This window comes from Frigoribacterium sp. Leaf172 (assembly GCF_001424285.1).
Classification (GTDB): Bacteria; Actinomycetota; Actinomycetes; order Actinomycetales; family Microbacteriaceae; genus Frigoribacterium.
Genome location: NZ_LMPB01000005.1, coordinates 1 through 26,454 on the forward strand (window position 1 = coordinate 1; position 26,454 = coordinate 26,454).

At 72.2% G+C, this 26,454-nt stretch carries 27 protein-coding genes, 1 tRNA gene and 1 pseudogene; 19 read left to right on the forward strand and 10 right to left on the reverse strand.

The window, feature by feature from the left end; genetic code table 11:
* The 14 genes and pseudogenes from ASF89_RS13700 to ASF89_RS13760 form a co-directional block, all read left to right on the forward strand.
* Positions 1 to 104 (forward strand): bL21 family ribosomal protein (locus ASF89_RS13700; protein ID WP_200937193.1); only part of this gene is annotated, 104 nt, incomplete at its 5' end.
* Between the two features lie 12 nt (positions 105 to 116).
* The coding region (locus tag ASF89_RS16300; RefSeq protein ID WP_369814556.1) for a 50S ribosomal protein L27 at positions 117 to 226 on the forward strand (110 nt) is incomplete at its 3' end.
* A 1-nt stretch (position 227) separates the two neighbouring features.
* Positions 228 to 470, forward strand: a pseudogene (gene rpmA, locus ASF89_RS13705) (50S ribosomal protein L27); the annotation flags it as partial.
* A gap of 118 nt (positions 471 to 588) precedes the next feature.
* The gene (gene obgE, locus ASF89_RS13710; protein WP_055794750.1) at positions 589 to 2,124 is read left to right on the forward strand and encodes a GTPase ObgE; all 1,536 of its coding nucleotides are present in this window, start codon (positions 589 to 591) and stop codon (positions 2,122 to 2,124) included.
* Positions 2,121 to 2,945 carry a glutamate 5-kinase gene (proB, locus tag ASF89_RS13715; RefSeq protein WP_055794753.1) on the forward strand — a complete coding sequence of 275 codons (825 nt, stop codon included), beginning with the start codon at positions 2,121 to 2,123 and terminating at the stop codon, positions 2,943 to 2,945. The genes obgE and proB overlap by 4 nt, the downstream gene beginning before the upstream one ends.
* 10 nt (positions 2,946 to 2,955) lie before the next feature.
* Positions 2,956 to 4,224: a glutamate-5-semialdehyde dehydrogenase gene (locus ASF89_RS13720; RefSeq protein WP_055815876.1), complete on the forward strand. Its 1,269-nt coding sequence runs from the start codon at positions 2,956 to 2,958 to the stop codon at positions 4,222 to 4,224.
* 35 nt (positions 4,225 to 4,259) lie between these two features.
* Complete coding sequence (locus ASF89_RS13725; protein ID WP_055794755.1) at positions 4,260 to 4,478, forward strand: hypothetical protein; 219 nt, start codon at positions 4,260 to 4,262, stop codon at positions 4,476 to 4,478.
* Positions 4,479 to 4,495: 17 nt separating this feature from the next.
* A complete protein-coding gene (gene nadD, locus ASF89_RS13730; protein ID WP_082474975.1) occupies positions 4,496 to 5,134 on the forward strand; it encodes a nicotinate-nucleotide adenylyltransferase in 639 nt (212 codons plus the stop codon).
* The gene (locus tag ASF89_RS15770; RefSeq protein ID WP_055815878.1) at positions 5,131 to 6,309 is read left to right on the forward strand and encodes a hypothetical protein; all 1,179 of its coding nucleotides are present in this window, start codon (positions 5,131 to 5,133) and stop codon (positions 6,307 to 6,309) included. Before nadD ends, ASF89_RS15770 begins: the two co-directional genes overlap by 4 nt.
* A 39-nt stretch (positions 6,310 to 6,348) precedes the next feature.
* On the forward strand, positions 6,349 to 6,729 hold the full coding sequence (gene rsfS, locus ASF89_RS13740) for a ribosome silencing factor (RefSeq protein WP_055794760.1): 381 nt from the start codon (positions 6,349 to 6,351) through the stop codon (positions 6,727 to 6,729).
* A gap of 243 nt (positions 6,730 to 6,972) precedes the next feature.
* Positions 6,973 to 7,045, forward strand: a tRNA-Ala gene (locus tag ASF89_RS13745).
* Between the two features lie 175 nt (positions 7,046 to 7,220).
* Positions 7,221 to 7,985 (forward strand): general stress protein, encoded by a 765-nt coding sequence (locus ASF89_RS16145; protein ID WP_235484135.1) that lies wholly within the window; start codon positions 7,221 to 7,223, stop codon positions 7,983 to 7,985.
* Positions 7,986 to 8,090: 105 nt separating this feature from the next.
* Entirely contained in the window at positions 8,091 to 8,351 is a 261-nt protein-coding gene (locus ASF89_RS13755; protein WP_055815883.1) for a hypothetical protein, read from the forward strand.
* Positions 8,348 to 8,806, forward strand: coding sequence for a MarR family winged helix-turn-helix transcriptional regulator (locus tag ASF89_RS13760; protein ID WP_055815885.1), 459 nt, complete (start codon positions 8,348 to 8,350; stop codon positions 8,804 to 8,806). Before ASF89_RS13755 ends, ASF89_RS13760 begins: the two co-directional genes overlap by 4 nt.
* Before the next feature lie 29 nt (positions 8,807 to 8,835).
* Here the strand turns inward: ASF89_RS13760 and ASF89_RS13765 are convergent, their stop codons facing one another.
* Positions 8,836 to 9,147: a hypothetical protein gene (locus ASF89_RS13765; protein ID WP_156357258.1), complete on the reverse strand. Its 312-nt coding sequence runs from the start codon at positions 9,145 to 9,147 to the stop codon at positions 8,836 to 8,838.
* A gap of 204 nt (positions 9,148 to 9,351) precedes the next feature.
* Between ASF89_RS13765 and ASF89_RS15775 the strand changes: the two genes are divergently transcribed.
* Positions 9,352 to 10,896 carry a fibronectin type III domain-containing protein gene (locus ASF89_RS15775; protein WP_055815889.1) on the forward strand — a complete coding sequence of 515 codons (1,545 nt, stop codon included), beginning with the start codon at positions 9,352 to 9,354 and terminating at the stop codon, positions 10,894 to 10,896.
* Positions 10,897 to 10,941: 45 nt separating this feature from the next.
* Here ASF89_RS15775 and ASF89_RS13775 read toward each other — a convergent pair whose 3' ends face one another.
* Complete coding sequence (locus ASF89_RS13775; RefSeq protein WP_055794771.1) at positions 10,942 to 11,673, reverse strand: FadR/GntR family transcriptional regulator; 732 nt, start codon at positions 11,671 to 11,673, stop codon at positions 10,942 to 10,944.
* Between the two features lie 286 nt (positions 11,674 to 11,959).
* On the opposite strand from ASF89_RS13775, the gene ASF89_RS13780 reads away from it, so the two are divergent.
* Positions 11,960 to 12,511 carry a gluconokinase gene (locus tag ASF89_RS13780; protein ID WP_055815892.1) on the forward strand — a complete coding sequence of 184 codons (552 nt, stop codon included), beginning with the start codon at positions 11,960 to 11,962 and terminating at the stop codon, positions 12,509 to 12,511.
* A gap of 25 nt (positions 12,512 to 12,536) precedes the next feature.
* Here the strand turns inward: ASF89_RS13780 and ASF89_RS13785 are convergent, their stop codons facing one another.
* Entirely contained in the window at positions 12,537 to 13,010 is a 474-nt protein-coding gene (locus ASF89_RS13785; RefSeq protein WP_162240704.1) for a 2'-5' RNA ligase family protein, read from the reverse strand.
* Positions 13,011 to 13,076: 66 nt separating this feature from the next.
* On the reverse strand, positions 13,077 to 13,580 hold the full coding sequence (locus ASF89_RS13790; RefSeq protein WP_055815897.1) for a DUF4188 domain-containing protein: 504 nt from the start codon (positions 13,578 to 13,580) through the stop codon (positions 13,077 to 13,079).
* A 71-nt stretch (positions 13,581 to 13,651) separates the two neighbouring features.
* Between ASF89_RS13790 and ASF89_RS13795 the strand changes: the two genes are divergently transcribed.
* The gene (locus ASF89_RS13795; protein WP_055815901.1) at positions 13,652 to 14,260 is read left to right on the forward strand and encodes a MerR family transcriptional regulator; all 609 of its coding nucleotides are present in this window, start codon (positions 13,652 to 13,654) and stop codon (positions 14,258 to 14,260) included.
* A gap of 30 nt (positions 14,261 to 14,290) precedes the next feature.
* Here the strand turns inward: ASF89_RS13795 and ASF89_RS13800 are convergent, their stop codons facing one another.
* The 3 genes from ASF89_RS13800 to ASF89_RS13810 all read right to left on the reverse strand — a co-directional run bounded on the left by ASF89_RS13800 (position 14,291) and on the right by ASF89_RS13810 (position 19,359).
* Positions 14,291 to 15,727 carry an MFS transporter gene (locus tag ASF89_RS13800; RefSeq protein WP_055815904.1) on the reverse strand — a complete coding sequence of 479 codons (1,437 nt, stop codon included), beginning with the start codon at positions 15,725 to 15,727 and terminating at the stop codon, positions 14,291 to 14,293.
* Positions 15,728 to 15,809: 82 nt separating this feature from the next.
* Positions 15,810 to 18,365 (reverse strand): ATP-dependent DNA ligase, encoded by a 2,556-nt coding sequence (locus tag ASF89_RS13805; RefSeq protein ID WP_055815907.1) that lies wholly within the window; start codon positions 18,363 to 18,365, stop codon positions 15,810 to 15,812.
* Between the two features lie 106 nt (positions 18,366 to 18,471).
* Positions 18,472 to 19,359 carry an SDR family oxidoreductase gene (locus ASF89_RS13810; RefSeq protein ID WP_055815910.1) on the reverse strand — a complete coding sequence of 296 codons (888 nt, stop codon included), beginning with the start codon at positions 19,357 to 19,359 and terminating at the stop codon, positions 18,472 to 18,474.
* Between the two features lie 93 nt (positions 19,360 to 19,452).
* Here ASF89_RS13810 and ASF89_RS13815 point away from each other — a divergent pair, with 93 nt between their 5' ends.
* On the forward strand, positions 19,453 to 20,613 hold the full coding sequence (locus ASF89_RS13815) for a Ku protein (protein WP_055816061.1): 1,161 nt from the start codon (positions 19,453 to 19,455) through the stop codon (positions 20,611 to 20,613).
* 27 nt (positions 20,614 to 20,640) lie between these two features.
* Here ASF89_RS13815 and ASF89_RS13820 read toward each other — a convergent pair whose 3' ends face one another.
* The 3 genes from ASF89_RS13820 to ASF89_RS13830 all read right to left on the reverse strand — a co-directional run bounded on the left by ASF89_RS13820 (position 20,641) and on the right by ASF89_RS13830 (position 25,309).
* Positions 20,641 to 20,919 carry a Rho termination factor N-terminal domain-containing protein gene (locus tag ASF89_RS13820; RefSeq protein WP_055815913.1) on the reverse strand — a complete coding sequence of 93 codons (279 nt, stop codon included), beginning with the start codon at positions 20,917 to 20,919 and terminating at the stop codon, positions 20,641 to 20,643.
* Between the two features lie 173 nt (positions 20,920 to 21,092).
* Positions 21,093 to 23,492 (reverse strand): phosphoketolase, encoded by a 2,400-nt coding sequence (locus ASF89_RS13825; RefSeq protein WP_055815916.1) that lies wholly within the window; start codon positions 23,490 to 23,492, stop codon positions 21,093 to 21,095.
* A complete protein-coding gene (locus tag ASF89_RS13830; protein WP_055816063.1) occupies positions 23,489 to 25,309 on the reverse strand; it encodes a glycoside hydrolase family 15 protein in 1,821 nt (606 codons plus the stop codon). The genes ASF89_RS13825 and ASF89_RS13830 overlap by 4 nt, the downstream gene beginning before the upstream one ends.
* Positions 25,310 to 25,547: 238 nt before the next feature.
* Between ASF89_RS13830 and ASF89_RS13835 the strand changes: the two genes are divergently transcribed.
* On the forward strand, positions 25,548 to 26,423 hold the full coding sequence (locus ASF89_RS13835) for an SMP-30/gluconolactonase/LRE family protein (protein WP_055794790.1): 876 nt from the start codon (positions 25,548 to 25,550) through the stop codon (positions 26,421 to 26,423).
* Positions 26,424 to 26,454: the final 31 nt, after the last annotated feature.

Below are 26,454 nucleotides of genomic sequence, written 5' to 3' on the forward strand. Positions count from 1 at the left end.
GCCCGAAGATCGTCATCCAGAACTACAAGAACAAGACCGGGTACAAGCGCCGCATGGGCTTCCGTGCCGACCTCACCCGCGTCAAGATCACCTCGATCAAGTAAGGGACACGGCTCATGGCACACAAGAAGGGCGCATCGTCCACCCGTAACGGCCGCGACTCCAACGCCCAGCGCCTCGGCGTGAAGCGCTTCGGCGGCCAGGTCGTCCTCGCCGGCGAGATCATNAAGGGCGCATCGTCCACCCGTAACGGCCGCGACTCCAACGCCCAGCGCCTCGGCGTGAAGCGCTTCGGCGGCCAGGTCGTCCTCGCCGGCGAGATCATCGTGCGCCAGCGCGGCACCCACTTCCACCCCGGCGCCAACGTCGGCCGCGGCGGCGACGACACCCTGTTCGCCCTCGCCCCCGGCTCGGTGGAGTTCGGCACCAAGGGCGGCCGCAAGGTCGTCAACATCGTCGCCGGCGCCTGAGCCTCGACCAGAGGCGCGGCGTCAGCTGCGACACACCGTATGGGCGAGCGTTGCTCGCCCATACGTGTTCGACCCGGGAGTCCATCCCCGGCCCCAGAGACTGAAATGACTGCACCCCATGGCCACATTCGTCGACCACGTCACCCTGCACCTGCGCGCCGGCAACGGCGGCAACGGCTGCGTGTCCGTCAAGCGCGAGAAGTTCAAACCCCTCGCCGGGCCTGACGGCGGCAACGGCGGGCACGGCGGAGACATCGTGCTGGTCAGCGACACCGGCGTCACGACCCTCCTCGGATTCCACCGCGCCCCGCACCGCTCGAGCGAGAACGGCGGCTTCGGCATGGGCGACCACCGCAGCGGCACGAACGGCGAGCTGCTCGAGCTGACCGTCCCGGTCGGCACGGTCGTCAAGAGCGAGGACGGCACCGAGCTCATCGACATGGTCGAGCCCGGCATGCGCTTCGTCGCCGCCCAGGGCGGCATCGGCGGACTCGGCAACGCGGCTCTGTCGTCGACCAAGCGCAAGGCCCCCGGCTTCGCGCTCCTCGGCACGCCCGGCTGGCAGGGCGACGTCCTGCTCGAGCTCAAGGTCGTCGCGGACATCGCCCTGGTCGGCTACCCGTCGGCCGGCAAGTCGAGCCTGGTCGCCGCTCTGTCGGCCGCCAAGCCGAAGATCGCCGACTACCCGTTCACCACGCTGCACCCCAACCTCGGCGTCGTCGAGTCGGGCGAGACGCGCTACACGGTCGCCGACGTCCCGGGGCTCATCGAGGGGGCCAGCGAGGGCAAGGGGCTCGGGCTCGAGTTCCTCCGCCACGTCGAGCGCTGCTCGGCCCTGCTCCACGTCCTCGACTGCGCGACGCTCGACCCGGGCCGCGATCCGCTGACCGATCTCGACATCATCCTCGGCGAGCTCGAGGCATACCCCGTCCCCGAGGGGCAGCTGCCGCTGCTCGAGCGTCCTCAGCTGATCGCCCTGAACAAGGTCGACGTGCCCGACGGCCGCGAGCTCGCCGACTTCGTCACCCCCGAGCTCGAGGCGCGCGGCTACAAGGTCTTCGAGATCTCCGCGGTCAGTCACGAAGGGCTGCGGAACCTCTCCTTCGCGCTGGCCGACGTCGTCGAGGCGAGCCGGGCCGAGATCGCCGCCCGACCCGCGCCTCCTCGACTCGTCATGCGTCCCCGCGCCGTCAACGAGAAGCCCTTCATCATCCGCGTCGAGGGCGGCACCTACGGCAACGTCTATCGGATCCTGGGCGAGAAGCCCGAGCGCTGGGTCGTGCAGACCGACTTCAACAACGAGGAGGCGGTGGGCTACCTCGCCGACCGGCTCAACACCATCGGCGTCGAGGACGCCCTGTTCAAGGCCGGGGCGCAGGCCGGCTCGACGGTCGTGATCGGGCCCGAGGGCGGCATCGTCTTCGACTGGGAGCCCACGCTGACCTCGACGGCCGAGCTGATGACCAGCGCCCGAGGCACCGACCCCCGACTCATCAAGAACGACCGGCCCACGCGCAACCAGCGTCGCGAGGAGTACTTCGAGCGCATGGACGCGAAGGCGGAGGCGCGTGCCGAGCTGCAGCGCGAGCGCGCCTCGGGCATGTGGACCGACGACGACGGGTTCCTCGTGAAAGAGGGCGACGACAAGGCATGAGCGACACGGCGTCGTCGTCGCCCCGCCGGGAGGGCGCCCGCGTGATCGACCGGGCCGGCATCGCGTCGGCTCGGCGCATCGTCGTGAAGGTCGGCTCGTCGTCGATCAGCGGCGACAACGCCGGTCAGATCGATCCGCTCGTCGACGCCCTGGCTGCGGCCTACGGACGCGGCGCCGAGATCGTCCTCGTGTCGTCGGGAGCCATCGCGACCGGCATGCCCCATCTGCGACTCGACGCGCGGCCGACCGATCTCGCGACGCAGCAGGCGGCGGCCGCCGTGGGGCAGAACGTGCTCATCTACCGGTATCAGCAGAGCCTGCGCCGGTACTCCATCGTCGCCGGGCAGGTGCTGCTCACCGCGGGCGACATCCAGAACCCGACGCACCGCAGCAACGCCCAGCGGGCGATGTCGCGACTGCTCGACCTGCGGATCCTGCCCATCGTCAACGAGAACGACACGGTCGCGACACAGGAGATCCGCTTCGGCGACAACGACCGCCTCGCCGCCCTCGTCTCGAAGCTGATCGGCGCCGACGCCCTCGTGCTGCTGAGCGACGTCGACGCGCTCTACACGAGGCCGCCCCACGAGGCCGGGGCCGTCAAGATCGTCGACGTCCCCTTCGGCGACGAGCTGCGCGGCGTGACGTTCGGCGACGTCGGCGCCGCAGGGGTCGGCACGGGAGGCGCGGGCACGAAGGTCGCCGCCGCGCGCTACGCGGCCGAGGCGGGCACGCCGGTGCTGGTGACCTCGACCGCGAACGTCGCCCGGGCGCTCTCGGGCGACGACGTGGGCACGTTCTTCGAGGCCGTCGGACCGTAAGATCGACCCCATGTCAGCCCGAGAAGCCGTCGTCCCCTCGTTCGATGACAAGGTGACCGCGGCGAAACGGGCGGCGTCGGCGCTGGCGACCTCGACCGCCGACGCGAAGAACGCGGCTCTCCGGGAGATCGCCGCCGCGATCGTCGCCGCCGAGGACCGGATCACCGCCGCCAACGAGCTCGACCTCCGGGCGGGTGCCGAGGCCGGGCTGTCGGACTCCCTGCGCGACCGACTCCGACTCGACGGCGACCGGCTGCGCGCCCTGGCCGCGGCGACGGAGCTCGTGGCGACCCTCGTCGACCCGGTCGGCGAGACCGTCCGCGGGCGCGTGCTGCCGAACGGGCTGCGGCTCGACCAGGTCAGGGTGCCGTTCGGCGTCGTCGGAGCCATCTACGAGGCCCGGCCGAACGTGACCATCGACATCGCCGCGCTCGCCCTCAAGAGCGGCAATGCGGCGGTGCTCCGGGGCGGCAGCGCAGCGCAGCGCACGAACGCCGTGCTGGTGGAGGTCGTGCAGGAGGCGCTGGTGCGGTCCGGTCTCCCCGCCGACGCCGTCGTCACCGTCGACGAGTTCGGTCGTGACGGGGCGGCCCGGCTGATGACCGCGCGCGGACTCATCGACGTGCTCGTGCCTCGGGGGAGCGCGGAGCTCATCCGGACCGTGGTGGAGCAGTCCACCGTGCCGGTGATCGAGACCGGTGCGGGCGTCGTCCACGTGTTCCTCGACGCGTCGGCAGACGCCGCGATGAGCGTCGACATCGTCCTCGACGCCAAGACCAGCCGACCGAGCGTCTGCAACGCGCTCGAGACGCTGCTGGTGCACGCCGACTCGGCCGAGCGGCTGCTGCCCGTCGTCGTCCCGGCCCTGCGGCGGGCCGGGGTCACGGTCCACGGCGACGCCCGCACGAGCGCCCTCGTCGCCGACGTCGTGCCGGCGACGGACGACGACTGGGCTGCGGAGTACATGAGCCTCGACCTGGCGGTCGCCGTCGTCGACGACCTCGACGCGGCGATGTCGCACATCCGCCGCTGGTCCACGGGGCACACCGAGAGCATCGTCACGGCCGATCTCGTCAGCGCCGAGCGCTTCCTGGCCGAGGTCGACAGCGCCGTCGTCATGGTCAACGCCTCGACGCGCTTCACCGACGGCGGCGAGTTCGGCTTCGGAGCCGAGGTCGGGATCTCCACCCAGAAGCTCCACGCGCGCGGGCCCATGGGCCTCGGCGAGCTGACGAGCACGAAATGGGTCGTGCGCGGCAGCGGTCAGGTGCGCGGCTAGACTGGCCCGGATCGTCCTCTCGAAACGGAGTACCCATGCTCGACGTCACCCTCCTCGCCGCGGCCCACGAAGAACTCGCGCCCCTGCTGGCGCCCCCGGTCGTGATCTCGCTGGTGTTCGGCGTCTTCTTCCTGTTCCTCGGGTACGTCGTGTGGAGCTACCGCGACGTCGCCAACCGCAGCCCCCGCAAGGCCAAGTCGCAGGAGCACAAGTCCGGCCCGGTCGACGAATTCGGCCACCCCGAATCGCACTGACCCGAGAGACGGACACCATGGTCGCGGCCAGCACCTCGGAGTCGTCGGCGCAAGCCGGCACCGGGCCGGGTCGGCGACCCCGCGTCGGCATCATGGGCGGCACCTTCGACCCCATCCACCACGGCCACCTCGTGGCGGCCAGCGAGGTCGCCCAGTCGTTCGATCTCGACGAGGTCCTCTTCGTCCCCACGGGGCAGCCCTACATGAAGACGGGCGTCACCGACGGCGAGCACCGGTACCTCATGACGGTCATCGCCACGGCCTCGAACCCGATGTTCACGGTCAGTCGCCTCGACATCGACCGTCACGGCCCCACGTACACGATCGACACCCTGCGAGACGTCCGCGCTCAGCGGCCCGACGCCCAGCTCTTCTTCATCACCGGCGCCGACGCGGTCGCGCAGATCCTCGACTGGAAAGACGTCCAGGAGCTCTGGGACCTCGCGCACTTCGTCGCCGTGTCGCGCCCCGGTCACGACCTGACCGTGAGCGGACTGCCCGAGAGCGACGTAAGCTTGCTCGAAGTCCCCGCGCTGGCCATCTCGTCGACCGACTGCCGCGCCCGGGTCGCCCGAGACTTCCCGGTCTGGTACCTGGTCCCCGACGGGGTCGTCCAGTACATCTCCAAGCACCATCTGTATCGGAGCGTTGCATGAGTTCGTCCGACGGCCAGCCGCCCCTGACCCGACGGCAGGTTCGAGACCTCGAGCGTGCCCGCGAGGCCGGTCAGGCGGTCACCGGCGCGATCCCCGTCCCGGCGTCCGCCCCCGCATCGATGCCCACCCCGGCCTCGGTGCCCGCTCCCGCCCCGGCGCCCGCATCCGCGGCGGCGCCTGCGTCGGCCCCCGCGCCCGCCCCCACGTCGGCGCCCGCCCCGGCGTCCGCGCCCGCCCCCGAGGCGGCGCCTGCGTCCACGCCGACCCCGGCCTCGACGCCCGCCCCCGGGTCGACGCCCGCCCCGTCGTCGATCCCCACGTCGGCGACGGCCTACGGATCCGAGCGCGGCCTGACCCGTCGCGAGCTGCGCGCTCTCCGTGAGGCCCAGTCGGGCAAGGCGGCCGAGCCCGTCCCGCTCCAGCCCCCCGGCCCCGAGCCCCGTCGGCCCCTGTCCGAGGCATTCAGCGCCGTCGACGAGATCATCGCCCCCACCGGGCAGATCCCCCGGGTGACGAGCGCGCCGTCGTCCGGCGAGACACCAGGGTCCGAGGCGACCAGCGCCACCTCGGCTCCGACCCCCGCGCTGCGACCGGCGTCGTTCGACCGCCGCGAGCCGAGCGGCCCCGCCGCCGCGGCGCCTGCGGCCCCGGTGCGTCCGGTCGTGCCCACGATCCCCGCCTCGGCGCCCGAGTCGAACGGCTTCGTGCCGCCGGTCGGTCATTGGACCACCCAGAGCAGCGAGCCCGACGGCGACACCGCCCCGGGTCGCGCTCTCGGCACCCACACCGGTCAGACGAACGCGCTGATCCTGACGGACCAGCAGGTCGCCGACGTGACCGGTGCCCTGAACGCCACGGGCGAGATCATCATCACCGGCTCGATCGACCTGCCTCGGAGTCTCGGAGCGACGGGCTCGCAGGCGCGGGTCGACAGCGCCGACATCGACCGCCTGCTCGAGCAGGGCGACGCCGAGAACGCCGAGACCGACGCCGTGCCCGTGCGGGCCAGCCGGGCCATCAGCACGCACACCTCCACCCGTGCGGTGGTGCTCGCGGCCTCGCAGCCGAAGGCGAGCCGGCTGCCGCTCTTCCTCGGGATCGGCGGCGGCATCATCGGAGCAGGTATCATCGGTGTGGTCGTCGCGGGTTTCGCGTCGGGCATCCTGGGTCAGTGACCCTCCTCATCCTCCGCACCACCGACATCTAAGGCATCCGTGACAGCCACCCCTCGCGCCATCGAGCTCCTGCAGATCGCGGCCCGCGCCGCCGACGACAAGCAGGCCGACGACCTCGTCGCGCTCGACGTCTCCGAGCCGCTGCCCCTCACCGACATCTTCCTGCTGGCCTCCGGCCGCAGCGAGCGCAACGTCGTCGCCATCGCCGGCGAGGTCGAAGACAAGATGCTCGAGGCCGGGGTCAAGACGCTCCGCCGCGAAGGCCGTGCCGAGGGGCGATGGATCCTCCTCGACTTCGGCGACCTGGTCGTCCACGTCTTCCACGATGAAGACCGTCAGTACTACTCGCTCGAGCGTCTGTGGAGCGACTGCCCGACGATCCCGATCGAGCTGCCGCAGCCCGCGCAGAACGAGGCCTGAGCCTCCTCCGACAGTCGACCGCGACCGCCGACCCGCACTCCGTGCGTGATCGGCGTCGCGGTCTCGTCGTCTCGGCCGCCACCCGGCGGGGACCGGAAGCCGTCCGGCGACGGGGCCGGGTCGCGTCGGAGGGTGCGAGCCCGGCTCGTCCCGCCGCGGTCGCGGGGGTGTTCAACCTCGCGCGATTTGTGTAGTAAGGTTGACGAGTTGCTTCGAGAGACGCAGCGAAGAGAAAACGAATACGGGTCTGTGGCGCAGCTGGTAGCGCACCTGCATGGCATGCAGGGGGTCAGGGGTTCGAGTCCCCTCAGATCCACCCTCACGAGAAGGCATCCGCAGAGCGGGTGCCTTCTCTCGTTCCCAGCCCTCGATCCCAGCCCTCGGGCGGCAGCGGGTCGTCCGGCGGCGCTCACGCGGCCTGCCGCCGCCTGTGTCTGGGAGCGCTCTGTGCATAAGCTCCACGCGGTCGTCCGCGACGGTAGAACTGATGCATGAGCGACGATCAGTCCGGCACCGGCAGCACCCCCGACCCCCACGCGACCCCCGCCTCCTCGGGGACGACCCCGGGCGAGACCGCCTCGGGCGCTGCGGCCCCCGACCAGCGTCCGCGTCCGGCCTACGGCGAGTACGCCCCGACGCCCGTCGGCGGCGGCGAGACCGATGCGACCGGCGCTCAGGCGCCCCCCGCGGTGCCCCACGACTCTCCGGCGCCGCCGAGGGGCGGAGCCGTCCCTCCCGCGGCGACTCGCCCGAGCGCGACCGACGGGATGCCCGGCCCCCGCGGCACCGGTGCCTTCGCAGGGGGCGGTCAGCCGCAGACCCTGGCGACCTTCACCCGCTACGAGGACGCCCAGTCGGCCGTCGATCTGCTCTCGGACGAGGGGTTCCCCGTCGAGAGCGTCTCGATCGTCGGTCATGACATCCGCACCGTCGAGAACGTGACCGGGCGACTGACCAAGGGCGGTGCGGCGGCTCGAGGCGCCGGGGGAGGAGCCTGGTTCGGCCTGTTCCTGGGGCTCCTCTTCGGTCTGTTCGCCACGAACGTCGCCTTCATCGGCATCCTCCTCATCGCCGTCGGCGGCGGTGCCCTCTGGGGTGCGCTGTGGGGCTTCGTCGGTCACGCCGCGCTCCGGGGTCGTCGCGACTTCGCGTCGACGAAGACGATGGAGGCCGGCAGCTACGAGGTGCTCGTCCGTGGCGAGCTCGCCGTCCAGGCGCACCAGGTGCTCGCGCGGGGGCGCGGCATCGCTCCGTAGGCTCCCGCGAGATCACTCGAACGGCCCGCCATCCCTCGGGGAGGCGGGCCGTCCGTCTGCAGCCGACACTCGCTTGGTGCACCAATCGTTGGTACGCTAATCGACGTGAGCCCGAGACGAGACGCCAGAGAACCCCGTACCTACGAGCACGGCAGCCGCTTCGGCGACCTCGTCGAGGGCCTGAACCGCCGCCTGCGGCCGTACATCGGCGGTGCGCAGCTCGGCCTCAAGAACGAGGCGCCGCTCGTCGAACCCGACCACGGGGGCGCCTGCCCCCTCTGCGGCCGTGCGATGGACGAGCACGTGGTCGACCGGACGGGTCCGCGCACGATGCTGCACTGCCCCACCCCGCAGGCCGAGCAGTGACCTCCCCGGACGCGGCGCCGCTGGAGGCCGCCGACCCGCTGGCGCTCGAGAGCCAGATCTGCTTCGCGCTCTCGGTCGCCTCGCGGAGCGTCGTCGCGGCGTACCGTCCCGTGCTCGAGCCGCTCGGTCTGACGCATCCGCAGTACCTCGTGATGCTGGCCCTCTGGCAGGGCCCGACCCTGACCCTCCGGGCGCTGGCCGAGACGCTCCGGCTCGACCCCGGCACGCTCTCGCCGCTCGTCAAGCGACTCGAGAGCCAGGGTCTCGTCACCAGGAGGCGCGGGTCGGCCGACGAGCGCACCCTCGCCATCGCGCTGACACCCGCGGGCGCCGCCCTCCGGGGGGAGGCCGAATCGATCCCGTCGCGCATGATGCGGCGCCTCGGCGTCGAGCGCGACGAGCTCGTGCTGCTGCACCGGACCATGTCGAAGCTGATCGTGGCGGCCGAGAGCTGACCCGCGCCTCCTCGGCGGTGGCAGCAGCGTCAGCGGAGGGGGACGGCGGCGGTCGCGTCGCGCGACCAGCTCACGGCCAGCGAGCCGCGGAGGGTGCGGATGTCGAGCTCCGAACGGAACGAGTCGACGAAGTGCCGCGCCGACCGCTCGTCGGCCACGACGACGTCGAGTCGGAGCGAGCCGAGCTCGTCCGTCACGAGCACCGGTCCGTCCGAGAAGCGGACCAGGTACTGATGCGGGCTGATCGGCAGGCTCTCGTAGCGACTGCGGAGGTCGCGCTCGAGGGTGCGCACCGAGTCGATGCCGGCGGTGGGCCTCACCCGGGCGCTCATCGCGATCATGACGGCATGCTGCCGGGTCGAGGCGTCCACCGGATGAACGGGACGTGACGACTCCCTCGGCTCCCGAGAGGGCGCCGGAGCGCCGGGCTGGTCACCCGCTCTCACCCGGTCTCACCCGGTCCGCCTCTTGGGGGACACCGGTCCCGGGCAGTACTGTCACGACTGGCGGAACCCGAACCCGCCACCTGTCAGGAGTACACCCGCATGCGGAGAATCACCGGCATCGTCGCACTCGCGACCGCCTTGACCCTGGGGGTGTCGGCTCCGGCCCTCGCCGCCCCGACCGGCTCGACCGGCGTCACCGGCTCGACGAGCAGCACGGTCGTCAGCAGCTCGTCCGCCGCCCCCTCGAAGTCGGCCGCTGCGAAGAAGGCGGCTGCTGCGAAGGCGGCTGCTGCGAAGAAGGCGGCTGCTGCGAAGAAGGCCGCCGCTGCGAAGAAGGCCGCGGCTGCGAAGGCCGCCGCCGCGAAGAAGGCGGCCGCCGCCCAGGCCGCCGCCACCGCGGCGTCCACGCCGCGTCAGCTGACGGCGACCGCAGCCGGCCCGACCTCCGTCGTCCTCGCCTGGAAGGCGCCCGCGACGAGCGGTCGCCCGGCCCCGGCCGGCTACACGGTCACCGTCGTCTCGTCCGACGGGCGCCCCGTCGGGCGCACGGTCTGGGTCCGCACGCCGAGCACGAGCACCCGCGTCGACGGCCTCGCCGCCGGCGCGACGTTCCGGTTCGAGGTGAGGGCCTGGACCAGGGGCGTCGCGAGTCCCGCCGCGCGTGTCGCGTACACGACGGCCGCCGCCCCGGTCGACCTCGGCACGGCGGTCTTCGCGGTCACGGACGGACGCATCGTCGCGTTCCCGACCGTCGACTCCGCGCCCGTCGACGTCGCGGCCGCCCCCGCGTCTCCCGGTGGCTACGACGTCGCCGCGAACGGCGATGCGGTCGTCCTCGACTCCGTCGCCGGGACGCTCGTCCGCCACCCCGCCACGCAGGCCGGTCCGGTCACCCTGGCGACGGACCTCGTCGGAGCCCGCGAGCTGCACGTCGCCTCGAAGGGCACGGCCTACGTGCTGACGGCCGGCGGCTCCCTCGTCGCCTTCGGCGCGGACGGCACGCGTCGCACGGTCGAGGCGGCCTTCCCCTCGACGCCGCTGCAGCTGGACGTGCGGCCGAACGGCGACGTCGTCGTGCTGTACACGAGCGTCCTCCGCACCTACCCGGCCGCCGGCGGTGCGCCGACCGAGAGCGTCTTCACGCAGGGGACCACCCGCCTGAACGACATCATCGCCGGAGCCGGGACGACGACCTACTACGAGGCCAACAGCGGCGGCGCCGTCGGTCTGCAGTTCTGGTCCATCGACGACGGCTCGGGGGTCTCGAGCGGCATCACGAGCACGACGGACCGCACGACCTACGCCGCCGGCGGCTACGGGCTGAACGGCTCGTTCTACGCGCTGCAGGCTTCGCAGTTCTGCCTGCCGTTCCCCAGCCCGAACCGACCGCCGTGCACGGTCGACCTGGCCTCGAAGGACATCGTCGTCACCTCGGCGTCGGGCGTCCGCACCGTCGTCCCCGCCACGGGCGTCGCCCTGCAGAGCGAGTCGCGCCCCGGCAGCATCACGGCCGACGCCGACGGCGTCCTGTTCGTCGGTCTCGCCGGCGGTGCGACCCCGGGTCTGTGGAGCTTCGCCCCCGAGGGAGGCGCGGCGCAGCTGGTCGAGGCCGGCGCCTTCACCGACGTGAAGGTCGTCGACTGACCCGTCGTGCCGTACCGCCGGACGGGGCGGGTCGGCCGGGTGCAACTAGCGCCCGGCGGCCCGCCCTTCGTCGTCGAACTCGGCGACCGTGGCCGCGATGAGCGCGTAGGCGGCCTCGTGCGCCGCCTCGTCGTCGCGTGCCGTGAGGGCGTCGGCCAGGGCGTGATGCCGGGCGGCGCTGGAGGGCGTGTAGTCGGTGATCGTGAAGCGCCGCTCTTCGGTGCGGGTGCGCAGCAGGGCCTCGACCGTCCCGGCGAAGTGCCCGATGACGGAGTTGCCCGATCCGTGCAGGATCGCCGTGTGGAAGGCGATGTCGGCCTCGAGGTACCGACGCCCGTCGCCGGCGGCCCCGGCCTCGAGCATCGTGCTCGCGGCCTGCTGCACGAGCGCGGCCTGGAGCGGGTCCAGTCGGGTCGCGCTGAGCCGGGCGGCCACGGGTTCGAGGCCCAGTCTCAGCTCGAGGAGCTCGCGCATCTGCGTGTGGTACTCGGAGCCCCGACCGCGCCAGAGGATGATCTGCGGGTTCATGAGATCCCAGGAGGCGCGGGGCAGCACCTGCGTGCCCACCCGCTGCCGAGGCTCCACCATGCCGAGCGACTGCAGCACGCGCAGCGACTCGCGGAGCACGGAGCGCGAGACGGAGAACCTCAGGGCCAGGTCGTCGAGGTTCAGGATGGAGGCCGGGGCGAGTCGTCCGTCGACGATGTCCTGGCCGAGGACGTCGACGACCCGGCCGTGCAGACCTCGTTCGCGGGCGGGCGGGAGTCGGAGCGTCATCGTGGGTTCCTGGGGTCGGGGCGGGCCGTCTTGCCGGTCGGGGCGCCGTGTGGCACACTCCATAAATCTGATTATTCACCTGATCAGATCGATCGCGTGCTCCAGACTGCCAGACCCGTTCTCGCACCGGGTCCGCGATCGATCCCGCACCATCCACCTGACGAAGAGGTCGCATCGCCGCGTCCTCGAGAGGATGCGACAGCATGCACCTGATCGCCTCGGCCACCGCCGCCCCCACGCCCTCGACGGCCCACGCCGGCGTCCTGCTCGCGAGCGCGGCCGTCTGATGGCCGTCGTCGAGAACCCGACCCGCGCCTCCTCGGGGCCGTACGCCGCCGACCCGGTGCTGGTGGTCATGGGCGTGTCGGGGTCGGGCAAGTCGACCCTCGCCGCCCTGCTGGCCGACGAGCTCGGCTGGGATCTCGCCGAGGGCGACGATCTGCACCCCGACGAGAACGTCGCGAAGATGGCGGCGGGCACGCCCCTCGACGACGACGACCGCGCGCCCTGGCTCGACACCGTGTCGTCGTGGATCATCGAGCACGCCCTGGCGGGCGTGCCCGGCGTCATCACCTGCTCGGCGCTGAAGCGGCGGTACCGCGACGTGCTGCGCGAGCACAACGTCGTCTTCGTCTACCTGCGCGGCACGCGCGAGCTGCTCGGCGACCGGATGGCCGCACGCGAGGGGCACTTCATGCCGACGACGCTGCTCGACTCGCAGGTCGCCACGCTCGAGCCGCCGCAGGCCGACGAGCGGCATGTGGTCGTCGACGCGGGCCGCGCACCCGCCGACGAGGTCGCCGACGTGATCCGGCTGCTCGGGCTGACCCGCGCCTGATGCGCGGTCCGTGCCCGCCGGCGACTCAGGCGGGGGCGCCCGCGAGGGCGGCGACGGAGACCACGGTCGCCTCGTCGCGGTCGAGATCGACGACGGCGAGGTGGTCGAGGATCAGCACGGCGCCCACCGCGAGGGCGGCCTGACGCGTGGCCGCGACGTGGGGCCGGTAGCCGGTCCCGTTGGCGTCGGCGTCGACGGGCGCCCAGCCGAGCGGCTCGAGCGCCGCGAGGAGGCTCGTGTGCAGGTCGGTCAGGAGCTCCGGCTCGACGAGTGCGACGGGCACGTCGCGGTTCGGGCCGAATCGTGCGGTCGCCCCGATGGCCGTCGGGATGGGCTGCTTGCCCGCCGCCACCCCGGCGACGGCCTCGACGACCGCGTGGCGGCCCGACAGGACGCCGAACGGGGGCACGACGGTGGCGTGCAGCGGGAACCTCGCGACCGCGTGACGGTCGCCGACGACCAGGGCGTCGATCGGGGCGATGATGGAGAAGTGCGGCACGAGCGCCACCGTACGCCGCCGCCCCTGCGCGGCGTCCCCCGGTCGGCGCTGCCGAGCATCGGGGTCTCAGCCGGAGGCGCGTGGCGAGGTCCGCCCGTCCGCCACCCGGTCCCGGGCCGTGTCTCTGCGGGGCCCGACGGGCACCGATCGGGTCGCCTGCGCGAGCCCCGAGACGGGAACGTCGACGTACATGCTCTCGGCGCGCTCGACCACGAACGTCTCGTGCCAGATGCCGACGGCGCCCGGCGCCGAGCGGGCGCGGCGGTTGAAGGCGCTCCAGGCCGGTCGGTGGGCCTGGTCGGGTGAGCTCGCATACGCGTAGAGCTTCTCGAGCGACGTCCAGTACTGGACGAGCACCGGGCCGCCGCGGCCGATCGTCACCCGCAGTCCCGTGATCCCGCTGTCGGGGTCGCGGAAGAGCTCGGTGAGCATCGGCCCCATCGCGCCGAAGACCGGGAGCCACTGGTCGGGTCGCCACCACCGGTTGATGCGCATCCCGATCAGGAAGACGACGAGCTCCCCGTCGTGCTCGTGGGTGGTCCGGCTCGGTCTCGGCTTGACTCGTGACATGGTCTCTCCTTAGATGGATAGTGCTGCTCTCCAATATTGGAGAGCAGCACTATCCAATGTCAAGGGGTCCCGTGCGCATCTCCCAGCTCGCCGAGACGACCGGGGTCGCGGTCGCCACGATCAAGTACTACCTCCGCGAGGGGCTCCTCCCCGAGGGCGAACGCACCAGCGCGACCCAGGCGCAGTACGGCGACGAGCACGTCCGACGGCTGCGCCTCGTCCGCGCTCTGCTCGGTGTGGGCGGTCTCAGCGTCGCCACGGCCCGCGACGTGCTCGCCCAGCTCGACGGAGAGCACGCGTCGATCGCCGAGATGCTCGGCGTCGCCCAGACGGCGGTGACCCCGACGGCCGACGAGGGCCTCGACCTCGGTCGCGCCCGGGCGCTCGTCGAGCACTGGGGGTGGTCGATCGATCCCGACTCCGACGACGTCCTCGCGGCGCTCGAGGTCGCCGTCGCGGGTCTCGACGCGGCCGGCTTCGATCTGCCCGAGAGCACGCTCGACGGGTACGCCCGCGCGATGGCCACGGTCGCCCAGGCCGAGATCGAGGGCATCCCGGTCGACTCGGTCGACGCCGCCGTGCAGTACGTCGTGCTCGGCACGGTGCTAGTCGAGCCTCTGCTGCTCGCGCTCCGTCGCCTGGCGCAGCAGGACGCCTCCTGGCGGCGGTTCGGCGTCTGAGCGCGAGCCCCTCCGCCTCCCGGCCGTCGGTCAGGAGGCGCGGTGCGAGCCCCGCAGGCCGACGAACGAGACCACGGCGCTCGCCGCGAGGAGCAGCGCGACCACGACGATGACGCGATGGAACCCGTCGACGGTCAACGCGCCTCCGGCGATGATGCCGAGGAATGCGACCGCGACCAGCCCGGCCACCCGCGAGATCGCGTTGTTGACGGCCGAGGCGATGCCGGACTGCGCGGCGGGCACCCGCGAGAGCACCGTCGAGGTCAGCGGTGCGACGGTCACGGCGAGACCCAGGCCGAAGAGCACGACTCCCGGCAGGATCTGCCACCGGACGTCGATGGGCTCGCGGACGAGCAGCATCCAGAGGAACCCGGCGGCGGTGATGAGCGGGCCGACGGTCATGAACGGCCGGGGCCCGTGGCGTGCCGCGAGGGTGCCGAACAGGGTCGAGAACAGCAGCGAGACGATCGTGGTGGGCAGGGTGACGAGCCCGGCGAGCGTGGCCGGCAGACCCGCGAGCTCCTGGACGACCAGGGGGATGGTGAGGGTCCCGAGGTTCAGCGCGGCGTAGACGCCGACCGTGGCGAGGTTGCCGACGGTGAACTCGCGGGTGCGGAACAGCGACAGGGGCATCATCGGAGCGGGTGCGCGGCGCTCCCACCAGACGAAGCCGCCGAGCGCCGCCAGGCCCACGATCAGCGGGGCCACGACGAACCAGGCGCCGAACCCCACGCGCTGCCCCTCGATCAGCGCGAAGACCGGGCCCGCGAGGCCCACGGCGGCGAGTGCGGCGCCGATCACGTCGACGTGCGCGGGCGCTCCGTCCGCGCCCCGATGGGCGTCGCCGGGGAGGCGCGTCATCAGCAGCAGGGTCAGCAGCACGGGCACGACGACGACGGCGAACACCCAGCGCCAGCCGATCGTGTCGACCAGGGCTCCTCCGGTCAGCGGACCGATGAGGAACGCGACCCCGGTCCAGGCGGTCCAGGCGCCGATCGCGCGGCCCTGCGCCGCACCCGTGAAGGTCGAGGTGATGAGCGCGAGACTGCTCGGGACGAGCAGCGCCGCCGCGACGCCCTGCAGCGCTCGGGCGGCGATCAGCAGACCGGGGTCGGGCGCGAGGGCGGCCAGCACGCTCGTGACCGCGAAGGCGACCAGCCCGATGCGGAGCACCCGCACCCGCCCGAAGGTGTCGCTGAGCGATCCGGCGACGAGCATCAGCGAGCCGAGGGCGAGCAGGTAGGCGTCGACCACCCACTGCTGCAGCACGAGGTCGGCCCCGGCGGCGCCCGGCCCCTGCGCCGCGCCCTGGCCCACGAGCTCGCGGGCGATGGCGGGCAGGGCGACGGTCACGATCGATCCGTCGAGGAACGCCACGGACGACGCCAGCACGGCCACGGCGAGCACCACGCGGCGGCCGCGCAGGGTCGCGGCGGAGGGGGCCGTCTCGGATCCGGGGATGGTCATGCGTCGACGCTCATGCTGGAGCCAACACCCGTCGGACCCCGGGCGATACCCGGTCGGTCGGGTGATTCGCCGACGGGCCCGATCACCCCTCGCGGACGACGTCCTCCGGCGACTTGTCCGGGCGCCAGCCGCGCCACGACGGCTGCCGGAGGCGGCCGGTCGACGTCCACTCGGCGATCGACACCTCGCCGACCCGCGACGGCGTCACCCAGCGCGCCCCGCGCGCATCCACCGTCGGGACCCCGACGAGCGGGCTCGTCTTCCGCTCGGCGGCCTCGAGCATCGGCAGCAGCTCGTCGAGCTCGCGGTCGCTGAACCCGGTGCCCACGCGCCCCACGTACTCGAGGCCCGCGTCGCCCGGCACGCCCATCAGCAGCGCTCCGACCCCGTCGGCCCGGCGACCGGCACCCGGACGCCACCCGGCGATCACGACCTCCTGCGTCCGATGGTGCTTCATCTTGAGCCAGGCCCGCGAGCGCCGCCCCGCGCTGTAGGTCGCGTCGCGGCGCTTGGCGACCACGCCCTCGAGTCGCAGTCGCCGCGACGTCGTCATGGCGGCGTCGAGGTCGCCGTCGAACGCGGGCGGCACATCGATCGCGCCGCCGCCCTCGACGATGCGTTCGAGCACCTCCCGCCGGTCGTCGTAGTGCTCGCGCACGAGCGAGCGGCCCTCGGCCCGCATCACGTCGAACAGCAGCAGCCGGACGGGTGCCGAGGCGGCGGCCCGCGCCACGTCGCGGGGGCGGGTCAGGCCCATGCGGCTCTGCAGGAGGCCGAAGTCGGGGCGACCCTTCTCGTCGACGGCGACGATCTCGCCGTCGAGCACCGCGCCTCCCTCGCTGTCGACCCGGTCGGCCAGCTCCTGCAGCTCGGGGTAGGCGGGGGTGAGGTCGTTGCCGTTGCGACTCGTCAGGGTGACCTCGCCGTCGTGGACCACCGCGACCGCGCGGATGCCGTCCCACTTCATCTCGAACGCCCACTCGCCCTCGGCGACGTCGTGCGCGTCGCCCGTCGTCGCGAGCATCGGCGCCACCGGCTCGGGCGCCGTCGGCTCGCGCTCCGTGCTCCGAGCCGACGAGGTGCCGCCCGAGCCGCGGCCCGTCGCGCCTCGGCCGGTCGGCTTCTCAGGAGGACGGCCGTCTCGGCGGGGTGAGCGCCGCTCGGACCCCTCGGCGCCTGAGTTCCCGACCGCCGACCCGCCGCCGTCGTCGTCCTTCATGCGGTGGATCAGCCAGTTCCGCTCGGCCTTCCCGCCGCCGTACCCGGTGTGGATGAGGGCGACTCGCCGGGTGCCGCGCTGCTCGCCGTGCAGCACGACGATGGCCTCCTTCCCGTCGCGCCACTTCTCGAGGTCGTACTCGCCCGAGTCCCAGATCGTGACCTCGCCGGCCCCGTACTCGCCCTTCGCGATGGTGCCCTCGAACGTCCCGTACTCGAGCGGGTGGTCCTCCGTCTGGACGGCGAGGTGGTTCGTGCCGGGGTCGTCGGGCTCGCCCTTCGGCAGGGCCCAACTGACGAGCACGCCGTCGTGCTCGAGGCGGAAGTCCCAGTGCAGCCGGCTCGCGTGGTGCTCCTGGATGACGAAGCTCCGGCCGTCGGTCGAGGGCGGGGCCTCGGCGGGCACCGGCTCGCGCGTCCGAGCCGGGTCGCGCATCGAGCGGTACATCTCGAGGCGGTCCCGGCGCTTCTCGGACGGGTCGTGGTCGGGGTCGTCCGTGTTGCGGAAGTCCTCGCCGAGCTCGCCCGGCGGCACCGGGGTGCCGCTCGACACGTCGGCGAGGGGGTCGCCGCGGCGCCTCAGGCGCGACAGCACCTCGGTGTGCTCGAGCTGACGCAGCGACGGCGAGGCGAGCTCGCGCCAGGTGCGCGGCATCGCGACGGTGGGCCGTGACCGTCCGCGCAGCGAGTACGGCGCCACGGTCGTCTTGCTGCCGTTGTTCTGCGACCAGTCGAGCAGCACCTTGCCGCGGCGATCGGCCCGGCCCATCGTGCTCAGCACGAGATCGGGGTGGTCGGCCTCCAGGGCCCGGGCCAGCTCGTGCGCCACCGCGCTCACCTGCTCGCCGGTCTGCCGGCCGTCGAGGCGCGCGTAGAGGTGCACCCCCTTGCTGCCGCTGGTCACGGGCACGAGCTCGAGACCCATGCCCTCGACGATCGGCCTCAGCTCGCGGGCGACCGCGACGCACTCGGCGAGACCGACGCCCTCGCCCGGGTCGAGGTCGAGCACGAGGCGATCGGGGTTCCGTCGCGCGCCGCGGGGGCCGAAGCGCCACTGCGGCACGTGGACCTCGAGCGCGGCGACCTGGGCCAGCCAGGTCAGCGTGGCGAGGTCGTTGACCATCGGGTAGACGTTCGCGTGGTCCTTGTGCTCGATCTCGTGCCGGGCGACCCAGTCGGGCGCGGAGTCGGGCAGGTTCTTCTCGAAGAAGACCTGGCCCTCGACCCCGTCCACCCAGCGCTTGCGCGTGGCCGGGCGCCCTTCGACGTGCGGCAGCATCCACTCGGCGACGGCTGCGTAGTAGCCGAGCACATCGGCCTTCGTCGTCCCCGTCTCGGGGTACAGCACCTTGTCGAGATTGGTCAGCTGCAGCCGGTGCCCGCCGACCTCGACGGTCTCGCCGCGTCCTCTGCCCGCCATCGCGCGCCTCCTCGGTCCGTGTCGCCTCCTGTTCTACCCGGCACGACGGCGGCCCGTCGCCCGCAGGGAGGGGGCGACGGGCCGCAGGAGCCGAGGAGGCGCGGTGTCAGACGGCGGGCGTGCCGCCGGCGATCGTGATGGTGGCGCCGCTCGTGTAGCTCGACTCGGGGCTGACCAGGTGCACGTACGCGGCACCCAGCTCGGCGGGCTGGCCCGGGCGACCGTAGGGCGCCTGCGCGCCGAACTCGGCGACCTTCTCGGCGTCCTGCGAGCCGGGCTGCAGCGGCGTCCAGATCGGGCCGGGCGAGACCTGGTTGACGCGGATTCCCTTCGGCGCCAGCTGCTGCGCGAGGCCGGCGGTGAAGACGCCGATCGCGCCCTTCGTCAGCGCGTAGTCGAGCTTGTCGGGCGAGGGCTGCGTTCCCTGGATCGAGCCCGTCGTCACGATCGACGAGCCGGGCTCGAGGTGCGGCAGGGCGGCCTGCGTCAGCCAGAACAGCGAGTACACGTTGGTCTTGATGGTCTCGTCGATGCCCTCGGTGGTCATCTCGAGGATGTCGTCGTGGCTCTCCTGGTGACCGGCGACCATGACGAGGGTGTCGAGCCCGCCGAGCTCGTCGACGGCCTTCTGGACGAGGTCTCGGCAGTACTGCTCGTCCGAGATGTCGCCGGGCACGAGGACGGCCTTCCGGCCCTCGCCCTCGAGCAGGTCGCGCACCTCCTCGGCGTCGGCCTGCTCGGCGGGCAGGTAGCTGAGCACGAGGTCGGCGCCCTCGCGGCTGAGCGCGATGGCGGCGGCGCGGCCGATGCCGGAGTCGGCGCCGGTGACGACGCCGCGGAAGCCGGTCAGGCGCTCCTTGCCGACGTAGCTGGTCTCGCCGTGGTCGGGCTTCGGGTCCATCGCGCGGGCCTCGCCGGGCATCGACTGCTCCTGCTCGGGGAACGGCGGCACCGGGTAGAGGTCGACGGGGTTCTTCTTGTCGTATTGGCTCATGCCGCATACCGTGGCCCCGCCGCGCCCGCTCCGCCCGGCCTCCTGTACCCCGAGAGCGGTCATTCGGAGCGAGCCCGGAGAAAGATGGCGGGCATGCGATCGATCTGGAAGGGCGCGATCACGTTCGGGCTCGTCAACGTGCCCGTCAAGCTGTACAGCGCCACGGAAGACCACGACGTCTCGCTGCACCAGGTCCACGACGCCGACGGCGGGCGGATCCGGTACCAGCGCCGGTGCGAGATCTGCGGCCGCGTCGTCGACTACGAGCACATCGACAAGGCCTACGACGACGGCGATCGCACGGTGATCATCACCGGCGACGACCTCAAGGCGCTGCCGGAGGAGAAGTCGCGCGAGATCGACGTGCTCGAGTTCGTGCCGAGCGACCAGCTCGACCCGATCATGTTCGACCGCAGCTACTTCCTCGAACCGGACGGCTCGTCGCCGAAGGCCTACGTGCTGCTGCGGCGCACCCTCGAGGAGACGGACCGCACCGCGATCGTGCACTTCTCGCTGCGGCAGAAGACCCGTCTCGCCGCGCTGCGCGTGCGCGGCGACGTGCTCATGCTGCAGACGCTCCTCTGGGACGACGAGGTGCGCGAGGCCCGGTTCCCGGCGCTCGAGAAGCAGACCCGCATCACCGACAAGGAGCTCGACATGTCGTCCTCGCTCGTCGACTCGCTGAGCGACGACTTCGAGCCGGCCGACTTCAGCGACGACTACCAGGCGGAGCTCCGCCAGCTGATCGACGCCAAGCTCGAGGAGGGCGAGTCGCTCGACACCGACGCGACCTTCGGCGAGTCGTCGGACGACGCTGACGAGGGCGAGGGCGGTGAGGTGATCGACCTGATGGAGGCGCTGCGACAGTCGGTCGAGAAGAACCGGTCGGGCGGGCGGCGCAAGCCCGCGAAGAGGGCGGCTGCTCGCGCGGGGTCGTCGGACGACGCGGATGACGCCGACGACGGCGACGACACCGACGACGGCGAGTCGGCGCCGAAGAAGCAGGCGGCGAAGAGTCCGGCCGCGAGGAAGCCGGCGGCGAAGGCGTCCGCGAAGAGGCCGGCGGCGAAGGCCTCGGCGAGGAAGCCCGCAGCGAAGAGCGAGCCGGCCGACGAGAAGCCGGCCGACGGGAAGTCAGGCGCGGCAAAGTCGGGCGCGAAGAAGGCGAGCGCGAAGAAGGCGAGCGCGAAGAAGCCGACTGCGAAGAAGGCTCCCGCCCGGAAGTCCGCCGAGGGCGAGCGGAAGGCCGGCTGACCGTTCGGACAGGCCGCCGCGGCGCGCTCAGTGGTCGCGCAGCGCCTCGATGAGGTCGGCCTTCTTCAGATCGGAGTAGCCGGTGAGGCCGAGCTCCTCGGCCCGCCCCTTCAGCTCGTCGACCGTCCAGTCGTCGTACGAACCCGAGCGGCCGCCCTTCGCGGCCACCTCCTTCTCGCTGCGACCCTTCTGGGCGGCGGCGTTCGAGATGCGGGCCGATTTCTCCTTCGAGTTCCCCTCCTCGCGGAGCGCCTCGTACATCTCGGGGTTCTTCAGCTGCGGGGGAGTGTCGTCCTTCGGCGTCATGCGCCCGACCGTACGCCGTCGCGCGAACGCTGTCGCACCTCGCCGAGACCGACCCCGAGACCGAGCCCGACACCAAGACCGAGCCCGAGACCGACCCCGAGACCCCGGCGATCCGCCGGGACCCTGCCGCGCGCGCATGGGGCCGAGAGGATTCCCGGGGTGCGAACCGCGTATCAGGCCCCGAACTGCCAGCCGACGACGTCGGGGTGGTCCTCGCCGTGCTCGTACGCGTAGGCGCGGGCGGCCTCGCGACGCGACTCGAAGTCGGCGACGAGGTCGGGGTGCTCGTCGGCCAGTCCGGGGACGCGGTGCAGCACGTCGAGCACGAGCCGGTACCGGTCGATGTCGTTCAGCATGGCCATGTCGAAGGGCGTGGTCGTGGTGCCCTTCTCCTGGAAGCCCCGCACGTGCAGGTTGTCGTGGTTCGTGCGCCGGTAGGTCAGCTGGTGCACGAGCGACGGGTAGCCGTGGAAGTCGAAGACGACGGGCTTGGACGTCGTGAACAGCTCGTCGAAGTCGTCGCTGGTGAGCCCGTGCGAGTGCTCCCGGACGTCCTGCAGGCGCATGAGGTCGACGACGTTCACCACGCGGGTGCGGAGTGACGGCAGCACCTGGCGCAGCAGATCGGCCGCCGCCACCGTCTCGAGCGTCGGCACGTCGCCCGCGCAGGCGAGGACGATGTCGGGGTCGACGCCGGCGACGGGCGCTCCCTCGGTGCCGGCCCACTCCCAGACGCCCACGCCGCGGCGCACGTGCTCCTCCGCCTCGGCGAGCGACAGCCAGGCGGGCGACTCCTGCTTCCCCGCCACGATGACGTTGACGGTGTCCGTGGTGCGGAACGCGTGGTCGGCGACGGCGAGCAGGGTGTTCGCATCGGGTGCCAGGTAGATGCGCACGAGATGCGCCTGCTTGTTGACGACGACGTCGAGGAACCCCGGGTCCTGGTGCGAGAAGCCGTTGTGGTCCTGTCGCCAGACGTGCGACGAGAGCAGGTAGGTGAACGACGAGATGGGGGCGCGCCACTCGATGCCGTCGGCGCTCTCGAGCCACTTGGCGTGCTGGTTGAACATCGAGTCGACGATGTGCACGAAGGCCTCGTAGGTGTTGAGCAGGCCGTGACGACCGGTCAGCAGGTAGCCCTCCATGAGCCCCTGCAGCAGATGCTCGCTGAGCACCTCCATGACCCGGCCGCTCGGTGCGACGTGCTCGTCGTCGGGCCAGATGTCGGCCGACCAGACCCGGTCGGTGACGTCGAAGACCGGGTCGAGGCGGTTCGACACCGTCTCGTCGGGTCCGAAAAGCCGGAAGGTCGACGGGTTGTCGCGCACGATCTCGGTCAGCCATCGGCCGAGCACTCTCGTCGCCTCGGCCTGCGTGCGGCGGTCGTCGGACGTCTCGACGGCGTGCCGGCGGTGGTCCGTCAGCTCGAGGTCGCGTCGCACGAGGCCGCCGTTCGACGCGGGGATCGCGCTCATGCGCTTCTCGCCGCGCGGGCGGAGCCCGTCGAGCCACGCGACCGGGCGTCCGGTCTCGTCGAACAGCTCGTCGGGTCGGTACGAGCGCATCCACGCGTCGAGCTGCTCCCGGCGCTCGTCGTTCTCGCGCACGCCGCTGAGCGGGACCTGGTGCGCCCGCCAGGTGCCCTCGATGCGCTCGCCGTCGACGGTCTTCGGTCCCGTCCAGCCCTTCGGGGTGCGCAGCACGATCATGGGCCAGCGCGGGCGCTCGCCGCCGTCGCCCGTGCGGGCCTCGCGCTGCAGCTCGTCGATGCGGGCGAAGGCCGTGTCGAGGGCCGCGGCCATCCGCTCGTGGACGAGCATCGGGTCCTCACCGTCGAACCCGCCCGAGACGACGATCGGCTCGTGGCCGTACCCGCGCATCAGCTCGAGCAGCTCGCTCTCGGGGATGCGCGAGAGCACGGTCGGGTTGGCGATCTTGTAGCCGTTCAGGTTGAGGATCGGCAGCACCGCGCCGTCATGTCGTGCGTCGAGCAGCTTGTTCGCGTGCCAGCTCGCCGCCAGCGGCCCCGTCTCGGCCTCGCCGTCTCCGATGACGCAGACCGCCACGAGACCCGGGTCGTCGAGCACGGCGCCGTAGGCGTGGCTCAGCGAGTACCCGAGCTCGCCGCCCTCGTTGATCGAGCCGGGGGTCTCGGGCGCCGCGTGCGAGGGGATGCCCCCGGGGAACGAGAACTGCTTGACGAGCTTCTGCAGCCCGTGCGCATCCGGGGTGACGTCGGGGAACAGCTCCGAGTACGTGCCCTCGAGATACGTGTTGGCGACCATGGCGGGCCCGCCGTGGCCGGGCCCGCAGACGTACAGCAGATCGCGGTCGTCCCGGCGGATGACCCGGTTCAGATGCGCGTAGACGAAGCTCAGCGCCGGAGACGTGCCCCAGTGGCCGAGGAGGCGCGGCTTGATGTCGTCGCGCGCGATCGGCCGCGTGAGCAGCGCGTTCTCCATCAGGTAGATCTGCCCCACCGTGAGGTAGTTGGCGGCCCGCCACCACGCGTCGACGAGGGCGAGCTCGTCTCCGGTCGCTGCGGGGACGGGGGCGGGTGCGGGTGTGCTCATGGGGCCTCCTTCTGGCCGTCGGTGTCGTCGCTGCTCAGCTCGTGGATGGTGATGGCCGCGTTGACCAGCGCGAGGTGACTGAGCCCCTGCGGCATGTTGCCGAGGAACTCGCCGCCGTCGGCGCTGATCATCTCGGTCAGGAGGCCGAGGTCGTTGGTCTGGTCGACGAGCTCGTCCATCAGGGCCACCGCCTCGTCCAACCGACCGACGCAGGCGAGGGCGCTCGCCATCCAGAAGGCGCAGGCCACGAAGGTGCCCTCCTCCTGGTCGACGTCGCTGTAGCGGAACACCAGCGGCCCCGCCCCGAGCTCGCGGCGGATGGCGTCGATCGTGCTCGACATGCGCTCCCCGCGGTCGAAGCCGCTCGGCGCGTGCAGCAGTACCGAGGCGTCGAGCTTCTCGCTGCCCGGGTACATGACGTACGCCCCGAGCTCCTCCGACCAGCCGTGCTCGTCGATCCACTCGACGATCAGGTCGCGGTTCTTCTTCCAGTGCTCGACGTCGTCCGGGTCGGGGTGCATCTGACCGATCTCGGTCAGCCGCAGCGCCGAGTCGATCGCCTGCCAGCAGCCCATCTTGCTGCTGACGTAGTGCTGCACGTCGGGGAGCTCCCACATGCCGGAGTCCTTCTCCTGCCAGCGACGGCACGCGTCGTCGGCGAAGCTCGCGAGGAGGTCGCCGGTCGAGACGTCGAGGATGTTGCCGTCGGCGGCGTACTGGCTCATGATCGAGAGGATGTCGGCGAACGTGCCGAGCTGCAGCTGCTCACCGGCCGGGTTGCCCTTGTAGACCGGTCCGATGCCCCGCCAGCCCTCCGATCCGGTCTCGTGGGTGCCGTCGGGCACGGTGCCGTCGAGGTTGAGGAAGATGTGCATCGTGCGCCCGTTGGCCTTGAGGGCCGAGAGCATCCACGACACGGCGGCCTGGGTCTCCTCGCGGAGGCCGAAGCGGACGAGGGCGTTGACCGTGTAGGCGAGGTCGCGCACCCACGCGAACCGGTAGTCCCAGTTCTTGTCGCCGGTGAAGTTCTCGGGCAGCGCGGCGGTCGCCGCGGCGGCGATGGCGCCGGAGGGGCTGTAGATCAGCAGCTTGAGGGCGAGGGCGCTGCGCTGGACGTGCTCGGCCCAGGGGCCGTCCCAGTTGAACTCGTCGGACCAGGTCTGCCAGTTGCGGATGGTGCGGTCGATGCCCTGATCGACGACGCGCGGATCGGGCAGGTGCAGAGGTTCGTCCTCGACGCCGCAGAGGCACAGGAGCGAGCGCGATCCCGGCTCCGTCGTGAACTCGCCCCAGAAGCGGTGCGGACCCCCGTGGGTCTCGCCGTCGCCGGGCTCGGTCGAGTCGATGCGGCCGTGGCCGAAGCCGACCAGGGCGATGTTGATGTCGGCCGCCCGGAGGACGGGCCCGTGCAGCGTGTCGAACCGTCGGATCGGGTGGGTTCCGAACGTGTTGCCGGGCACGACGGCCCAGCGCATGTCGACCGAGCCCTCGACCCCGTCGATCCGTCGGGCGAGCTCGGCCCAGGGGAGTCGACCGGCGATTCCGGTGACCAGGGCGTCGGTCACCTCGACGACGCCCGTCGAGGTGCGGAACCGGGTCACCAGGACGTTCGTGTTCGCGACGTACTCGCGTTGCACCTCGAAGTCGTCGTCGACCGGGCGCAGCTCGATGCGACCGCCCTTGCCGGCGTCGACGATGCCCGAGAACACGGGGTCCGTGTCGAGCTCGGGCATCGGGAGCCAGTCGATCTGCCCGTCGCGGGCGATGAGGGCGACGGTCCGGCCGTCGCCGATCGCCCCGTACGAGCGCAGCGCGATGTAGCCGTCCTCTCGCGGTTCGGGCCGGTGCCACTCGCCGGCGGCACGCGCGGCTCCGGGGTCGGCGGGGGCGGCGGTGTCGTCGGGTCTGTCGAGGAGATCGGTCACCGGGTCTACGGTGGCCCGGTGCGTCTCCTCGTGCCCGCCCCTCGCAGGGTTCTGTGATGATGCTGCGAGGCCGTACCCCTGTGGAGGGGCGACCGTGCGGCGCACCGCACCCGACTGGTAGACCGGACCGATGCCGCTGCCCACCGGAACACTGACCGAGCCCCGCCTCCTCCTCGACGCGAAGGCGGTGCTCGTCGAGAGCCCCGTCTGGGACGTCGACGCCCAGGAGTGGATCTGGTGCGACATCACGCCGGGCGTGCTGCACCGGACGAGCGTCGACGGTCGGAACGACCGCGCCGCGCAGCTGCCCGCGCCGCTCGCGAGCTTCCAGCGTCGTCGCGGGGGAGGCCTCATCATGGCCCTCGGCGACCGGATCGTCTCGACCGACGACGAGGGGGGCGGGCTCCGCGAGATCGCGCACCTGCCCCACCGACACGACGGCATCCGCTTCAACGAGGGCAAATGCGACCCGTTCGGCGCCTTCGTCGTCGGAGCGATGGACGTCACCGACGAGGCCCCGGACGGCCTGATGTACCGGGTCGGCCCCGACGAGGTCGTGACGCGCCTCCGGGGCGGGTTCACGACCTTCAACGGGCTCGAATGGAACGACGACGGCCGCACCATGTGGTTCACGGACACCGGGGTGAAGACGATCTTCCAGGCTCAGTGGGGCCCCGAGGGCGACCTGGCCGAGGTCGTGCCGTTCACCAGCGGCGGCATGCACGACGGTCTCGTGCGCGACGAGCGGGGCGAGTTCTGGGGGGCGATCTACGGCGAGGGCGTCGTGGTCCACCTCGACCAGGACGGCGATCTCATCGACCGCATCGAGTTCCCGGCGCCGCAGCTGACCGGCATCGCGATCGGCGGCCCCGACATGTCGACGCTGCTCGTCGGTTCGGCGCGCGAGAACATGAGCGACGACGAGCTGGCCCGTGCTCCGCTGAGCGGCGGCCTCTTCACCGTCGAGCTGGACCGCCGGGGTCGCGAGAGCTCCCTGTTCGGCTGAGCGGGCCGTCCGCCCGCCCGAGCGGGGGGCC

What these genes read in the sequence shown, in the direction of transcription:
- ASF89_RS13825 (WP_055815916.1), bottom strand. Translation starts at nt 23,492, where the DNA reads ATGAGCACACCCGCACCCGCCCCCGTCCCCGCAGCGACCGGAGACGAG.
- ASF89_RS13775 (WP_055794771.1), bottom strand. Translation starts at nt 11,673, where the DNA reads ATGACGCTCCGACTCCCGCCCGCCCGCGAACGAGGTCTGCACGGCCGG.
- ASF89_RS13815 (WP_055816061.1), top strand. Translation starts at nt 19,453, where the DNA reads ATGCGATCGATCTGGAAGGGCGCGATCACGTTCGGGCTCGTCAACGTG.
- ASF89_RS13800 (WP_055815904.1), bottom strand. Translation starts at nt 15,727, where the DNA reads ATGACCATCCCCGGATCCGAGACGGCCCCCTCCGCCGCGACCCTGCGC.
- ASF89_RS15775 (WP_055815889.1), top strand. Translation starts at nt 9,352, where the DNA reads ATGCGGAGAATCACCGGCATCGTCGCACTCGCGACCGCCTTGACCCTG.
- nadD (WP_082474975.1), top strand. Translation starts at nt 4,496, where the DNA reads ATGGTCGCGGCCAGCACCTCGGAGTCGTCGGCGCAAGCCGGCACCGGG.
- obgE (WP_055794750.1), top strand. Translation starts at nt 589, where the DNA reads ATGGCCACATTCGTCGACCACGTCACCCTGCACCTGCGCGCCGGCAAC.
- ASF89_RS13790 (WP_055815897.1), bottom strand. Translation starts at nt 13,580, where the DNA reads ATGTCACGAGTCAAGCCGAGACCGAGCCGGACCACCCACGAGCACGAC.
- ASF89_RS13765 (WP_156357258.1), bottom strand. Translation starts at nt 9,147, where the DNA reads ATGATCGCGATGAGCGCCCGGGTGAGGCCCACCGCCGGCATCGACTCG.
- proB (WP_055794753.1), top strand. Translation starts at nt 2,121, where the DNA reads ATGAGCGACACGGCGTCGTCGTCGCCCCGCCGGGAGGGCGCCCGCGTG.
- ASF89_RS16145 (WP_235484135.1), top strand. Translation starts at nt 7,221, where the DNA reads ATGAGCGACGATCAGTCCGGCACCGGCAGCACCCCCGACCCCCACGCG.
- ASF89_RS15770 (WP_055815878.1), top strand. Translation starts at nt 5,131, where the DNA reads ATGAGTTCGTCCGACGGCCAGCCGCCCCTGACCCGACGGCAGGTTCGA.
- ASF89_RS13820 (WP_055815913.1), bottom strand. Translation starts at nt 20,919, where the DNA reads ATGACGCCGAAGGACGACACTCCCCCGCAGCTGAAGAACCCCGAGATG.
- ASF89_RS13835 (WP_055794790.1), top strand. Translation starts at nt 25,548, where the DNA reads ATGCCGCTGCCCACCGGAACACTGACCGAGCCCCGCCTCCTCCTCGAC.
- ASF89_RS13720 (WP_055815876.1), top strand. Translation starts at nt 2,956, where the DNA reads ATGTCAGCCCGAGAAGCCGTCGTCCCCTCGTTCGATGACAAGGTGACC.
- ASF89_RS13780 (WP_055815892.1), top strand. Translation starts at nt 11,960, where the DNA reads ATGGCCGTCGTCGAGAACCCGACCCGCGCCTCCTCGGGGCCGTACGCC.
- ASF89_RS13805 (WP_055815907.1), bottom strand. Translation starts at nt 18,365, where the DNA reads ATGGCGGGCAGAGGACGCGGCGAGACCGTCGAGGTCGGCGGGCACCGG.
- ASF89_RS13725 (WP_055794755.1), top strand. Translation starts at nt 4,260, where the DNA reads ATGCTCGACGTCACCCTCCTCGCCGCGGCCCACGAAGAACTCGCGCCC.
- ASF89_RS13810 (WP_055815910.1), bottom strand. Translation starts at nt 19,359, where the DNA reads ATGAGCCAATACGACAAGAAGAACCCCGTCGACCTCTACCCGGTGCCG.